Below are 15,220 nucleotides of genomic sequence, written 5' to 3'. Positions count from 1 at the left end.
AGTATGCTTATCCGAAATGGAGGGTCACGGAATGAAGGACAGAGGATCGGACTTTTACGATGATCAGGCGAACTTTGAGAAGTATATGGAACGTCGCCAGTGGCAGGAGAATGCCAATGATACATTGGAGAAGCCGGTGATGCTGGAGTTGATTGGAGATGTTGCCGGCAAGAACATACTGGACCTTGGTTGTGGAGATGCAAGGTTCGCCGCAGAATTGCTGAGTCGGGAGCGCGAAGGTGCGACGTATACGGGAATTGAAGGTTCTGTGAATATGATTCAGGCAGCTAACGAATCGGTAAAAGGATTGAATGCCCGGATTGAGCAAGCGTTCATGGAAGACTGGACCTACCCGGCCGGAGCGTACGATCTGGTTATATCAAGACTGGCTGTTCACTATATTGAAGATGTGGAGAGCCTGTTCCGCAACATATACAATACTTTGAAAGAGAACGGGACATTTGTATTCTCGGTAGAACATCCTGTGATCACGTCCACACTGCAACCTTCCGGGACGCGAACGGATTGGGTGGTTGATCAGTATTTTGTAGAAGGATATCGGGAGCAGCAGTGGATGGGCGGTTCTGTGAAAAAGATGCATCGTTCCATTGAATCATACTTTATGGCATTGCAGCGTGCAGGGTTCCGTGTAGAGCATTTACGCGAGTCGGCACCACAACGTGCTTATTTTGTAAACGAGGAAACCTATCTGCGCAGGCAACGCATTCCGCTATTTCTGTTTTTAGGCGTGCGGAAATAGGATAGTGGTAAAACGTATAGATATATAGATGAAACCGTAAAGTTATACTCATAAATTAGAAAGTTCTACACAGAAAACGGTGGATAACACTAGATATAGCAGTTAAAAGCCCAAAATCTATCCACATGTGGATAAGATATTGGGCTTTTACTGTTAAGTTTCTTCACCTATGTTACGTTTGCTGTGTATAACCCCGCAATTATGAATCCGCCGCTGCTCTGACATAGACACGTTCTCCGTGCCGATCCACTTCAACAGGTGCCTCGAAAAAGTTGCTCAGCACTTCGGTGTTCATCAGATTGTTAGTTAATCCGCTATGGACTATTTCACCCCGGCGAAGCAGGAGGCTGTGACTAAAGACAGGCAATATTTCCTCGGTATGATGGGTGACATAGATGAGTGACGGGGTATCTGGACGCTGTGATAATTCACGGATGCTATCCAGCAGTCGCTCTCTTGAGAACAGATCCAGTCCATTGCAAGGCTCGTCCAGAATGAGTACGCGCGGATTGGCCATCAGTGCTCGGGCAATGAGAAGTTTCTGTTTCTCGCCTTGAGAGCAGGTACGATATTCGCGATCCCACAGGTGCTGACAACCCAGCGTTTGCATCAATTCCTGTGCCTGATCCAGATCATCATCTGACAGCTTGTCATACAGGCCAATGGTGGCGTGTTTGCCGCTGATCACGACATACTGCGTGCGGTCTGTGCCATGCAATTTCTCTTGCAGAGATGAACTGACCCAGCCAATGGATTTGCGAAGCTGTCTCAGATCCACATCACCATATTCATGGCCTAACACGGATATCTTGCCTTCGGTCGGCCAGAGATATCCGGTGATCATGTTCAGGAGTGTTGTTTTGCCGGAGCCATTCAGGCCAAGCAACGCCCAGTGTTCACCGTCATTCACCTGCCAGTTCACATCGTTCAGTAGGGTAAGGGGTCCCCTTTTCCAAGTAACATGCTGTACATCAATAATCATGCGTTATTCCTTCCTTCTGATATCCTCGAGTGTCTTAGGTGTATTGTAGTCACAAAATCAGTGAGGTTTCAACGGTTATCACGCTGTTCTTGGTTGGTCCTTGCGCAGAAATACAGCACACACACCAAGCAGTGGCAAAAACGAACATAACTTGATAACAAACGCAATGCTGGTCACGTCAATTAAGGAACCTAACACAACCGAGCCAAGTCCAGCCATGCCAAACGACAGGCCAAAAAACAATCCGGATACCGTTCCAATATGACGAGGAAGCAATTCCTGTGCATAAACAATGATGACGCTGAAGCCGGACATCAGGATGAGTCCAATCATTCCGCACAAGACCATGGACAAGACGGGGCCCGCATAAGGTAGCAACAGGGAAAACGGTGCAGTGCCTGCAATGGAGAACCAGATCATCGGTTTGCGTCCGTAACGGTCAGCGAGTGGGCCGCCGAGCAAGGTTCCGACCATGCCTGCAAATTGCAAAATAAACAGACAGATCTGTGCCTGGGAGAGAGGCAAGTCATACGCATCGGCGTAATAGAATGCGTAATACCCGGTCATACCAGCAATATATACGAATTTGGAGAACAGCAGCAGGATGAGAATTCCCATTGTGAAAGCGATGAATCCCCGGCTTACAGGCCGAGCTGCTGGCTCTGCGCCGCTTGATTTTAGAGGGCGTTGCTGACGAATGCGAGTCTCGGCAAGCTTGTCTCTGTACCAACGACTGACCAAAGACTGAATGAAGATGCCGATCAGGGCAAAACCCATCAGCCATAGAAAACTTCGCTGTCCATGTGGCAGCAGGATGAAGGCGACCAGTAATGGAGCAATGGCCTGTCCTGTGTTGCCTCCCACCTGGAAGATTGACTGCGCCATTCCGCGTCCACGGCCGGCTGCCATATGAGCCACGCGTGAGGATTCGGGGTGGAGGATGGATGAGCCTATGCCAATCAATGCTGCCGAAACAAGCAACATCCATAACTCGGAAGACAAGGCTAAGCCGAGAACACCAATCAGGGAGAATAACATGCCTCCGGGAAGCAGGATCGGCATGGGCTTGCGGTCTGACATATAACCGACCAGTGGCTGAAGGACGGATGCGGTAATATTCAGGGTGAAGGCAATCCAGCCCATCTGGGCGAAACTGAGCTGCATGGTCTGCTGGAATAACGGGAAAGCAGACGGAACCACTGTCTGCATCGCATCATTCAGCAGATGGGCGAAGCTGACTCCGGCAAGTGCCCAATTGGCGGAGGAGTTGATTTGCATTTTGCTTAAAGTGGCCTGAGCCATGGGAGATCACCTCGAATTATTTTTTTCAATGATAAAAGATGGGGGCAGATCATGTCTTTGTGAAAAGTGCTTGGAAAGTGAGCACGATTTGCTATAATGTCAGCAGGTGAGCAAACGATGGAATTAAACATGACGCTAAATGGGTTGGAATTATGGAAAGCTACCGGAGGGTTTGCGAATGAGCCGCATGTACATGACGACTGGTATCAGTTAACGCTGCCGGTCAGAGGTCAATGTCATCTGGTACAGGAACGGCATGCATACCCGCTAAAAGCAGGCATAGGGATTATTGCTCATCCCCAGACTGAGCATTATTTTGAGATAGGGTCGGATTCGGCTGTCATTGTGATCAAGTTCCGTAAACCGCCATTAGGCAGTTTCGAAGGTGTGGAGTCAAGAGGGGGGCGAGCTGAGTTTCGACCTATCCAGAATTTTGATCCTGCTGAGATCAGCAGTCTGTTTCGAGGCTGGAATTCCATTTTGTTAGATGATGTGCCCGAAATGCTACAAGTGCAGGAAACAGAAATGGCGATCGAGACGTATCTAAGACGTATGTTGACGGGGCAGGAAAATGGAAAAAGGACTGTAAATCCCGGTACATTCATTGATCCTCATCTCCAACGAGTGTTGGATTACATTCACAGTGCCTATACAGGCCCAATGGATATTGATTCGATGGCGATGGTTGCACATCAGAGCCGATATCATTTTATGCGTTCTTTCAAGGCTCTTACGGGAACAACACCGTATCAATATCTGCTGAATTTGCGCGTAGAAGAAGCGTCCAAGAGGCTTCGCCATACAACGGATTCAGTAACCACAATCAGTTATGAACTGGGATTTTCCAGCGTCAGTCAGTTTTACAGAGCCTTTCAGCGAGTGTATGTTATGACACCGATGGAATATCGGAATCATGTGTAGATTTTAACGGGCAGTCTCGCGCATGCGAGACTGTATTTAGTACGTTACAGCATGCCACTGATTTTTGTTGTTGCCAAACATTGAAGACTTTGCTAAGATGGGAAAAAGTTTATGTAAGCGTATACATTTAGATTAAAATTACAACGTTGTAATTATGGTTATGGCAAGTATTGAAAAGACAGAAATACGGTGCGAGGAGGACTATTCCAAGCAAATATCTCATTTTTATGCAGATTAGTATAGGTTGTTACAAAATGTGAATGAGATGAATAACAAATACGTCAGTGAAATGACGGTTCCTTTTTATTCAAAAATTCAAACGTTGTAATTATGTAGCGAAGGGGAGTGTTTCACGTTGAAAAAACGCATGTCCACGCTGTTCAGCCTGATCAGACGGGATAAATATTTGCTACTGATGTTTTCGCCTATCTTTCTGTATTACCTCATCTTCATGTACCTTCCGATGCCTGGCGTGTTATTGGCATTTCGTAATTTCTTGCCGGGGCAGGGCATGCTCAGCGGGGAGTGGGTGGGACTGCGCTGGTTCGAACAGTTCGTGAATTCCATTTACTTCTGGCGACTGCTGCGTAACACATTTCTGCTCGCCTTCCTGCCGCTCTTGTTCGGCTTCTCCATTCCGATTTTATTCGCTGTCTGCATCGTGGAGATCAAGAACCGGACATTCAAGCGATTTGCCCAGACGGTTACGTACCTTCCTCACTTCATCTCCACTGTTGTTGTAGCTGGCATGATTATTAACTTCCTGTCACCAACAGACGGTATTGTGAACACGCTAATCGCCAAGCTCGGCATGGAAAAAGTGAACTTCATGATGGATGCGAGCTGGTTCCGTACCATCTTCACAAGTTCCGACATCTGGCAGAGCTTTGGCTTCAGCTCCATCATCTACATTGCAGCCATTATGGGGATCGACCCCGAGATGTATGATTCCGGCAAAATTGACGGCGTCAACAAATTCCAGGAGTTATGGCACCTGACCCTTCCCAGTATCAAACCAACCATTGTCATTCTTCTGCTTCTGTCGCTTGGCGGCATTATGAGTGTAGGTTTCGAGAAAGTATATCTGCTCTACAACGGAGCCACCTACGAAACGGCTGATGTCTTGTCCACCTATGTATACCGGATGGGGATTGAGGGCCAGAATTACGGCTTCGCCACAGCGGTCGGCCTGTTCAACTCCATCATCACCTTTATCCTTGTTTTTGCTGCCAATTCCATGACCCGCCGCCTGACCAAGATGTCACTCTGGTAAGACTATAACCCGGACCAAAGGAGACCTGTATGCAAAAATCGAGAAGTGACCGTTTGTTCTACGGATGTGTCTACCTGCTGACCATACTGGCGGTTGTTGTCACGTTGTATCCCTTTCTGTACGTCATTAGTATTTCATTCAGCTCGGTGGATGCCATCGACAAACAAAAAGTTGTATTGTGGCCCGTTGGGTTTACCCTGTCAGGTTACCAAATGGTACTGCAATACAAGGAGTTGTGGGTTTCGTTCTACAACACCCTCTGGTACACCGTGGTAGGCACACTGCTGAACATCGTGGCAACATGTCTTGCGGCGTTTCCATTGTCCAGACAGCAGTTTTTCTTACGTCGCAAGCTGAATTTCTTCATCGCCTTTACCATGTATTTCTCGGGTGGACTCATTCCCGTCTACATGCTGATTACCTCGCTTGGGCTGTACAACACCCGCTGGGTTATGGTGCTGCCTGTGCTGGTGATTACGTTTAACGTCATGATCTGCCGCTCAGCTTTCGAAGGCATTCCGAATGAAATTTTCGAAAGTGCCAGTATAGACGGGGCTAACGAGATGACGATGCTGTATCGTCTGGCGGTTCCGATCATCAAGCCAACACTGGCTGTGCTCACGCTGTACTACGCGGTATTCCACTGGAACAACTTTTTCACGGCCCTATTATATCTGGGCAAACAGGATATGCAGCCCTTACAGATGTTCCTGCGAAGAGTGCTGATCATGGCTTCGCCGGAAGTGATGCAGAAGATGGGCGGTACGATGACATCCGGTGCGCTGGCGGTCTCCTCCCTTCAGGTTCGTTATGTATCCATTGTGGTCAGCATTCTGCCTATTGTTACGATCTACCCGTTTATCCAACGGTACTTCGTTAAGGGGATCACCCTCGGAGCCGTGAAAGGATAGCTTTACTTACTTAAGTGTCATGTCATTCAAGGGAGTTCAAAATGGTTCATACCAAGGAGGAATGATGGATGAGATTTAAAGGGGCAGGAAGAAAAAGTGTAATCGCAGCGATACTGGCAATCAGCCTGGCGGGATGTAGCGGCGGAACAGGGGCGGGAACCGATGCGGGGAGCACCCCGTCCAGTTCGGAGCCAGCCTTCAATTATACCGGAGCAGGGCCGGTGACGGATCAACCGGATGCCAAACTGTCTATTCTCGGCACCAACGCTTGGACGACCAATGTGGACTTGTCCACCGCAGCCATCGTGAAGAAAATTGAGAGCAACGCTGGTGTGACGGTGGATTGGGATCTGATTCCGCCGCAGAACTATGCGGATGCCGTCAATCCGAGGCTGGCTGCTGGTACCGGCTTGCCCGATATCGTGTACCTGCCGGATCAGGATCAGCTGATGAAGTACATTAACAGCGGTCTATTCATTCCGATTAATGAACTGGTAGAGAAATACGGCGTGAATCTCAAAAAAATATATGAAAAGTCACCTTCGGTTAAAGCCAGTTTAACAACGCCAGATGGTAAAATGTATTATATCCCACAGCAGACGTTAACCCGCAACTACATGCCGGTATTTATGGTCAATGTGCGCTGGCTTGATAAACTGGGATTAAGCGAGCCGACCACGCTGGATGAATTCACGGCGATGCTGCGCAAATTCAAGACAGATGACCCGAACGGCAACGGAAAAGCCGATGAGATTCCGCTGTCCATGGAAGCAAAATTTGTGTCAATGGCCTTTGGCCCGGCATTTGGACTTGATCTGTCCAACCAGTTCTACGCAGACGATCAGGGCAAAGTACATTTCAGCTATTATGAGCCTGCCTACAAGGAGTACTTGACCTATCTGAACGGACTGTACAAGGAAGGTCTGCTTGGGGTGGATTATGCGAGTACCACGAGTGATCAGGTCACGTCGCGCATCTCTCAGGATGTGACGGGAGCAACGTTTAATTTTAGCTGGTATATGTCGATGGTCTACAGTCCGTTGTTCAAGGATTACAACCCGGAAGAGCCAATCATCAAAGGCATTTTACCACTGAAAGGACCGCATGGGGATCAGTTCTATGTAGGACGTACACCAGTGAGTGGCATCTTTGGCATTACACGTGATAGTAAAAATCCGGAACTTGCTTTCCGTTTCCTGGACTATGCCGTAAGTGAGGAAGCACAGACGTATTATACGTGGGGCATCAAGGATGACACGTATACGGAAGAGAATGGCGTGAAGACATTTACGGACAAAGGCAAGGACAATGAATACATCCAGAAGCTTGGCATTGGTCCGGTGAATCTGCCGAACATCCAATCCACCGATTCTGCTGATTCCGTCGTAGCCCCTTGGCATGCGAAGATGGATAAAGAACTGGAGCCGTATGTGCGCGAACCGTTCCCGTTTGTCTATGCCCTGCCGGATGAAGCGAGTGTGGAAAGCATGGCGATGCCTGACATCACCACATATGTGGAAGAGATGAACTTCAAGTTTATTAGCGGTGACGCCAGTCTGGACCAGTTTGACAGTTATATTGAGACGTTGAAGAAGATGAATATAGAGCAGGTTATTGCGGGCAGACAGGCACAATATGATCGTTATAAATCTGCACAGAAATAAGAAATAGGGTTTTAGGCGTATGAGAGGTGTTGATTGATTTTGATAACCATTAAAGACATTGCTAAACTGGCGGGGGTGAGCTATAGCACGGTATCGAAGGCGCTGAATGATGATCCCCGAATCAAACCGGCAACAAAGCAGAAGGTGCTTGCGGTCGCGGAGAAACATCAATATCGGAAAAATATGCTGGCTCGGCAGCTTTCCACGGGCAGAAGCAATATCATCGGTTTTGTGCTGGATGAGCTAAGCAATCCGTTATTCTCTAACATCTCCGGCCGTCTGCACACCGAGCTGAAGAAACGGGGATATCAGATGATCCTGGTTGTGGCGGATGATGGCGTGGATGTCTTCAGCCAGCTGCGTGTGGACGGCTGCATTCTGTGGGACTATGCATTGGACAATCGGGAGATGTTCTGGAAAAAGTTCGCAACACTCAACATGCCATGTTTTGTGCTGGGTACAGATGAAGCGCCGAACTCTCCTTACATCAAGATTGATCGCAAAGAAGGGCTGTTCAAAGCAGTGGAGCATCTGAAATCGCTGGGCCACAGCCGAATCGGATTCATCGGCAACTCCCAGAATATTAAACTGGAGGGATACCGGGAAGCGTTGCAGCGTACGGGTCTGGATTTTAACGAAGACCATGTGCTGCCAGCGCATTCCTCTTGGGAAGACGGGTATTTTGCCATACGTAATCATGCGTTTGGGGCGGATTCGCCGACAGCTTTTATTGGACTGAACAACCTGGTCACCCGAGGTGCACTACGGGCTTTGCTTGAGGCAGGTTACAGCGTTCCACGCGATATCTCGTTAATCGGGTATGATGATCTGCCGGATATGCAGTATGCCGAAGTGGCCTTGACCACGATTGGCCCGTCTCTGGATGAACTGGCCGTGCAGGCAGCGGAGCTGATTGTATCGTTAATCCGTGATGAACAGGTCGACGTTCCGGTAGTCATTCAGCCTAAGCTGAACCTTCGCAATTCAACAGCCGTTAGTCATACATGTATTAGGTGAGTACAACATTCAAGGAGGAATTGCTTATGCAGGTACAGACACAGTTATCCTGGTCTGAGCGAATTGCAGCAACGATCATCCAGCAATGTGACGGGGACGGTTATCATGCGTTCCCTTCGGGACGATGGGCATACGTGGAAGGCATGACTTTGATGGCAATGGCACGAACCGGGCAGTATTATGGCAAACAAGAGTATGTTGATTTTATGAAAAAACATATGGACCTGTATATCCAGCCGGATGGCTCAATTGGCACCTATACTTTGGAAGAATATAATCTGGATCAGATTAATCAGGGAAAAAACCTGTTTACATTACTGGATGGTGCTGAAGATCAGCGTTACGCAGAAGCGGCGCATCTTTTGGCAGCACAGCTCGCAGGGCAACCCCGCACGTCGGAGGGCGGCTTCTGGCACAAAAAAATCTATCCATTCCAGATGTGGCTGGACGGCCTGTATATGTCCTCTCCCTTTTTGTCCGAGTATGCGAAGACATTTCATCGTCCCGAGTTATGGGATGAAGTTGCACATCAGATTCTGCTGATCGAACGTCAGACCCGTGATCCGCGGACCGGGCTGCTCTATCATGGCTGGGATGAATCGAAGGAGCAGGTCTGGGCAGATTCATCTACAGGGTGCTCGCCACACTTCTGGAGCCGGGCGATGGGCTGGTATGCCATGGCGATTGTAGACAGCGTGGAGCATTTCCCTGTGAATCATCCAAAGCGCGGAACCATCATCGGTATCTTCGAACGGATGTGTCATGCTTTGGTACGCGTGCAGGAGCAGGAAAGCGGGTTATGGTTCCAAGTGCTGGATCAGGGCTTCCGCAAAGGCAACTATCTGGAAGCATCCGGGTCAAGCATGTTTGTATATGCGCTTGCGAAGGGTGTGCGGTTGCGTTATCTGGAGCCACATTTCAGAGAGGTGGCGGAGAAGGGATGGCAGGGACTGTCCTCCAGATTGGTGGAGGAGACGGCTGACGGCGTTCGGTTAAACGGGATCTGTCATGGCGCAGGACTAAGCCTGGATCGGGATGGCTCGTACAACTACTATGTAACCGAAGCGGTTGTAAGCGATTCCTTTATGGGTGTGGCTCCGCTTCTGCTGGCAGCACTGGAAATGGAGCGACTGCCATGACGCAGCAGAGATTGCCAAATACAGCATTGGAATCATCGGCTCCCTGTCTGACTGTTGCTTCAGATGGGACAGGGGATTATGTGACGATTCAGGCCGCAGTTGATGCGCTGCCGGAGAATGGCATCGGAATCGTTCCAATTCGAGTGAAGGCTGGTGTCTATCATGAGAAGCTGCATATGGAGAAGCCGGGCATCCACCTGATTGGTGAGGGGGCGGAGCAGACGATCATTACGTATGATGATCATGCACTCAAGAAGTTTCCGGACGGGTCGCCATATCATACGTTTCATTCCTATACGGCTTTCATTGGTACCGATGATTTCACGGCAGAGGGGATTTCCTTCGTAAATGCTGCCGGGCCGGGCAAGCAGGTTGGTCAGGCCCTGGCCGTTTATGTGGATGGAGACCGGGCGGTCTTTCGCCGCTGTCGTTTGATCGGTCACCAGGATACGATCTTCACCGGCCCGCTGCCTGAGCAGCCCATGGATCGCAGTTATTTTGGTGGGCCACGCGACGGTGCCGAGCGGCGCAAACTGCGGCAGTATTTCGAGGACTGTTACATCGAAGGTGATATCGATTTTATTTTTGGTTCGGCTACGGTGGTGTTTAAGGGCTGCGAGATCTTTACGAAGAATCGCCTGACTGAAGCGGAGGCTGCGGATGGACAAGTGAACGGTTGGATTACCGCAGCCTCTACGCCGGAGGATGTGCGTTACGGCTATGTGTTTCTGGACTGTGATCTGACCAGCAATGCTCCGCCGCAGTCGGTGTATCTGGGCAGACCGTGGCGTCATCATGCCAAAGTCTGTTTTCTGAACTGCTGGATCGGCGCTCATGTGAAGCGGGAGGGATGGCACAACTGGAACAAGACAGATGCAGAGCAGACCGTTCAGTATGCTGAATATAACAGCGCCGGACCTGGTGCCGGATATGCTGCTGATCGTGTGCCTTGGGCCAAAATACTGACCGAACAGGAAGCGGCCGAGTACACTATACCTCTGATTCTGTCCGGCGTGGATGAGTGGCAGCCTTTGGAAGGGAGAGGGGAGCAGCGGCAGTAAGATACGCCCTCTTCTCTGCGCAATATCTAACACAGGTTTTCTTTCAAGTCTCCTAAGGAGTTGAAAGAAAACCTTTTTTGTGCGCTATATTACATTTTTCGCCCCCGATAGAACTATTTTATCCCTTATCTCTTTTGCATTTTACTGATTAAATACAGGGTGAGGATCTGTAAATTCCCTGTAAAATTTGGATGGTGCCTGCAAAAAAAGAACACGAGAGGGAAGGTCCATTTTGGTAAGGGAAGGGAGTGAAGTGACACGCAACATCAGATGGCTGAATGAGGCTGGCTCTAATCGATCACAGATCAGATGCAGGTGGACAATTGAAGTTTTGTTTGCAAGGTGAACGTATCCTTAGTACAGGAGGGATTTTGCTTGAATCAAGCTGTTCGATTCCGCCCGGTCATTACATTTGCTTTGACATTTCTTCTACTTATTTCGTGGTTTGCACCGAGAGCCGATGCCGCCGCCCAGTGGCAGGCAGGCACTGCATACAAGAAAGGAGACCTCGTAACATATCAAAATAAAGATTATGAGTGTATTCAGGCCCACACAGCGTTGACCGGATGGGAGCCCTCTGTTGTGCCCGCGTTGTGGAAATACGTCGGGGAAGGTTCAGGAGGGGAAACGCCAACGCCAGATACGGCACCACCTTCTGTTCCTGCGGGTCTGACTTCATCCTCCATCACGGACACCTCCATTAGTCTTTCCTGGAATGCATCCACGGATAATGTGGGCGTAGCGGGGTATGAGGTGTACCGGAACGGCGTTCTTGTGACAAGTACTTCAACTACAACGGCTGTAGTCACGGGACTGACAGCTAGCACGACTTATGCTTTTACGGTAAAAGCCAAAGATGCCGCAGGCAATATATCCGCTGCGAGCACCTCCCTCAGTGTGACAACTTCCAATGGATCTTCCAATCCGGGGCCAACCGGCAGCAAATGGCTGATCGGCTACTGGCATAACTTCGATAATGGTTCAACGAATATCAGACTTCGTAACGTATCAACAGCCTATGACGTCATTAATGTCTCCTTTGCTGAACCGATTTCACATGGCAGCGGAACGCTTGCTTTTACTCCATACAATGCAACGGTAGCTGAATTCAAATCCGATATTGCCTATCTGCAAAGCCAGGGGAAAAAAGTACTTCTTTCCATGGGGGGAGCCAACGGTACCATTGAGCTCACTGATGCGACCAAGAGACAGCAGTTCGAAGATTCGTTAAAATCAATCATTTCCACGTATGGTTTCAATGGTCTAGATATCGATCTGGAAGGAAGCTCCCTGTCTCTGAATGCAGGGGATACCGATTTCCGTAGTCCAACTACACCGAAAATTGTTAACCTCATCCAAGGCGTGAAAGCCGTTAAGTCACACTTCGGCGCCAATTTCATCCTGACGGCTGCGCCGGAGACGGCCTATGTACAGGGTGGATATCTGAGCTACGGCGGTCCTTGGGGAGCATACTTGCCAGTCATCCATGCATTGCGTAATGACCTGACCCTGCTTCATGTGCAACACTATAACACGGGCTCCATGGTGGGGCTGGATGGGCGCTCTTACGCCCAAGGAACAGCTGATTTCCATGTGGCCATGGCGGAGATGTTGCTTCAAGGCTTTCATGTAGGCGGCAGCATAGGCCCTTTCTTTAGTCCCTTACGACCGGATCAGATTGCCATCGGTGTACCGGCTTCCCAGCAGGCTGCTGGAGGTGGTTATACAACGCCAGCCGAGCTGCAAAAGGCACTGAATTACCTAATCAAAGGTGTGTCATACGGCGGTTCCTATACCTTGCTCCAGCCTGCGGGCTATGCGGGGATAAAAGGGATTATGACCTGGTCAATCAACTGGGATGCATATACGAATAACCAGTTTTCGAGCGCACATCGTCCGTTCCTGAACGGGCTGAGTACGCAAACGACAAAGGAGGTTGTGTATTAGATGATACATTTAAATAAACACACTGCTGTCAAGAAAACCGCGAAGTTTCTCCTGGGTCTATCCCTGCTCTTATCCGTCATTATTCCTTCTTTTGTGCTCCAACCCGCTACGGCAGCAGCTGCAGATTCTTATAAAATTGTTGGTTACTACCCGTCCTGGGCTGCGTATGGGAGAAACTATAATGTAACGGACATCGACCCAACCAAAGTCACGCATATCAACTATGCGTTTGCCGATATTTGCTGGAATGGTGTTCATGGAAATCCGGACCCTTCGGGCCCTAACCCGGTGACCTGGACGTGTCAGAATGAGAAGAGCCAGACAATCAATGTACCCAATGGAACGATTGTGCTTGGCGATCCATGGATTGATACCGGCAAGACATTTGCAGGGGATACGTGGGATCAGCCCATTGCAGGCAATATCAATCAGCTTAACAAGCTGAAACAGATCAATCCTAATCTGAAGACAATCATCTCCGTGGGAGGATGGACATGGTCCAACCGCTTCTCCGATGTAGCTGCGACTGTTGCAACGCGAGAGGTATTTGCAAACTCTGCCGTCGACTTTCTGCGGAAATACAATTTTGACGGGGTAGATCTGGACTGGGAGTACCCGGTATCAGGCGGACTTGATGGTAACAGCAAACGTCCTGAGGATAAGCAAAATTACACACTGCTTCTGAGCAAAATCCGTGAGAAGTTGGATGCTGCCGGAGCTGTGGACGGCAAGAAGTATCTGCTTACGATTGCAAGCGGTGCATCGACGACCTATGCTGCGAATACTGAGCTTGCCAATATAGCTGCCATCGTCGACTGGATTAATATTATGACATACGATTTTAACGGGGCTTGGCAAAAAGTCAGCGCGCATAACGCGCCGTTGAACTATGACCCTGCGGCTTCAGCTGCTGGGGTGCCGGATGCCAATACATTTAATGTGGCTGCCGGAGCACAAGGGCATCTGAATGCTGGCGTACCAGCCGCTAAACTTGTGCTTGGTGTTCCGTTCTATGGCCGCGGCTGGGATGGATGCGCACAGGCGGGCAATGGTCAGTATCAGACCTGTGCGGGAGGTTCTTCCGTTGGAACATGGGAAGCAGGCTCCTTTGATTTGTATGATCTGGAGACCAACTACATTAACAAAAACGGGTACACGCGTTACTGGAATGACACAGCCAAGGTGCCATATCTCTATAATGCGACCAACAAGCGATTTATTAGCTATGACGATGCGGAGTCTATTGGATATAAAACCGCTTATATCAAAAGCAAAGGACTCGGCGGAGCGATGTTCTGGGAACTTAGCGGTGACCGGAACAAAACACTTCAAAATAAATTGAAAGCCGATCTGCCTACCGGAGGTACAGTGCCTCCAGCAGATACGACGGCGCCAAGCGTACCCGGTAATGCCCGTTCGACAGGCGTGACGGCAAACTCGGTTACACTGGCTTGGAATGCTTCAACGGATAATGTAGGGGTTACCGGTTATAACGTCTATCATGGCAATAATCTTGCAACATCCGCCACTGGAACGACAGCAACGATCAGTGGACTTACCGCAGGTACTTCTTATACTTTCACGATCAAAGCAAAAGATGCGGCAGGCAATTTGTCTGCCGCCAGTAATGCTGTAACCGTAAGTACTACCACTCAGCCGGGAGGTGATACGCAAGCGCCTACTGCACCAACGAACCTGGCATCAACGGCGCAAACAACATCCAGCATAACGCTGAGCTGGGCGGCATCCACGGATAACGTGGGTGTGACGGGTTATGATGTGTACAACGGCACGGCACTGGCGACATCCGTGACCGGAACGACAGCAACCATCAGCGGGCTTGCAACGGATACCTCGTATACATTTACGGTAAAAGCAAAGGATGCGGCGGGTAATGGTTCTGCTGCGAGCAATGCGGTGACTGTGAAAACGGCAGCAGGAACGACAAATCCGGGCGTTTCCGCCTGGCAGGCGAATACAGCCTATACTGTAGGGCAGCTGGTCACCTATAGCAACAAGACGTATAAATGTTTGCAGTCCCACACATCCTTGTCTGGGTGGGAACCATCCAATGTCCCTGCATTGTGGCAGGTTCAATAGTTAAAAAATGGTTACCACATTTTGAATTGAAACGTGCAGTTTTAGCGAGGCTTGGCTATAGGGAAGAGAACATAACGAAAAAACACCGGTTTCTGGTTGAACTGCACCCCAATTGTTAGACACAACTACCAATTGGAGGTGCA

Annotated in this window: 12 protein-coding genes; 10 read left to right on the top strand and 2 right to left on the bottom strand. The window is 49.4% G+C overall.

What is annotated here, in order from left to right; translation table 11 throughout:
- Positions 1-31 precede the first annotated feature (31 nt).
- The gene (locus MHI55_RS30170) at positions 32-760 is read left to right on the top strand and encodes a class I SAM-dependent methyltransferase (protein ID WP_340388037.1); all 729 of its coding nucleotides are present in this window, start codon (positions 32-34) and stop codon (positions 758-760) included.
- 199 nt (positions 761-959) lie between these two features.
- On the opposite strand, the gene MHI55_RS30165 is transcribed toward MHI55_RS30170, so the two are convergent.
- Positions 960-1,742, bottom strand: a complete 783-nt coding sequence (locus tag MHI55_RS30165; protein ID WP_307415615.1) for an ABC transporter ATP-binding protein — start codon at positions 1,740-1,742, stop codon at positions 960-962.
- A gap of 78 nt (positions 1,743-1,820) precedes the next feature.
- Entirely contained in the window at positions 1,821-3,044 is a 1,224-nt protein-coding gene (locus MHI55_RS30160) for an MFS transporter (RefSeq protein ID WP_340388035.1), read from the bottom strand.
- A 117-nt stretch (positions 3,045-3,161) separates the two neighbouring features.
- Here MHI55_RS30160 and MHI55_RS30155 point away from each other — a divergent pair, with 117 nt between their 5' ends.
- From MHI55_RS30155 to MHI55_RS30115, 9 genes are all read left to right on the top strand, one after another.
- Positions 3,162-3,965: a helix-turn-helix domain-containing protein gene (locus tag MHI55_RS30155; protein WP_340388033.1), complete on the top strand. Its 804-nt coding sequence runs from the start codon at positions 3,162-3,164 to the stop codon at positions 3,963-3,965.
- Positions 3,966-4,320: 355 nt separating this feature from the next.
- Positions 4,321-5,238 (top strand): ABC transporter permease subunit, encoded by a 918-nt coding sequence (locus MHI55_RS30150; RefSeq protein WP_340388031.1) that lies wholly within the window; start codon positions 4,321-4,323, stop codon positions 5,236-5,238.
- A gap of 29 nt (positions 5,239-5,267) precedes the next feature.
- A complete protein-coding gene (locus MHI55_RS30145) occupies positions 5,268-6,149 on the top strand; it encodes a carbohydrate ABC transporter permease (protein ID WP_036612222.1) in 882 nt (293 codons plus the stop codon).
- A 68-nt stretch (positions 6,150-6,217) separates the two neighbouring features.
- Positions 6,218-7,813, top strand: a complete 1,596-nt coding sequence (locus tag MHI55_RS30140) for an extracellular solute-binding protein (RefSeq protein WP_036612220.1) — start codon at positions 6,218-6,220, stop codon at positions 7,811-7,813.
- 39 nt (positions 7,814-7,852) lie between these two features.
- Positions 7,853-8,830, top strand: coding sequence for a LacI family DNA-binding transcriptional regulator (locus tag MHI55_RS30135; RefSeq protein ID WP_339190637.1), 978 nt, complete (start codon positions 7,853-7,855; stop codon positions 8,828-8,830).
- Positions 8,831-8,856: 26 nt separating this feature from the next.
- Positions 8,857-9,969, top strand: a complete 1,113-nt coding sequence (locus tag MHI55_RS30130) for a glycoside hydrolase family 88 protein (protein WP_339190639.1) — start codon at positions 8,857-8,859, stop codon at positions 9,967-9,969.
- Positions 9,966-11,030: a pectinesterase family protein gene (locus MHI55_RS30125; protein ID WP_339190641.1), complete on the top strand. Its 1,065-nt coding sequence runs from the start codon at positions 9,966-9,968 to the stop codon at positions 11,028-11,030. Before MHI55_RS30130 ends, MHI55_RS30125 begins: the two co-directional genes overlap by 4 nt.
- Positions 11,031-11,405: 375 nt before the next feature.
- A complete protein-coding gene (locus tag MHI55_RS30120; protein WP_339190643.1) occupies positions 11,406-12,977 on the top strand; it encodes a glycosyl hydrolase family 18 protein in 1,572 nt (523 codons plus the stop codon).
- Positions 12,978-15,077, top strand: coding sequence for a glycosyl hydrolase family 18 protein (locus MHI55_RS30115; protein ID WP_340388029.1), 2,100 nt, complete (start codon positions 12,978-12,980; stop codon positions 15,075-15,077).
- Positions 15,078-15,220: the final 143 nt, after the last annotated feature.

It is taken from the genome of Paenibacillus sp. FSL E2-0151, assembly GCF_037993015.1.
In the GTDB taxonomy this organism is placed as follows: Bacteria; Bacillota; Bacilli; order Paenibacillales; family Paenibacillaceae; genus Paenibacillus; species Paenibacillus amylolyticus.
This window is presented reverse-complemented; position numbering and strand designations above follow the sequence as displayed.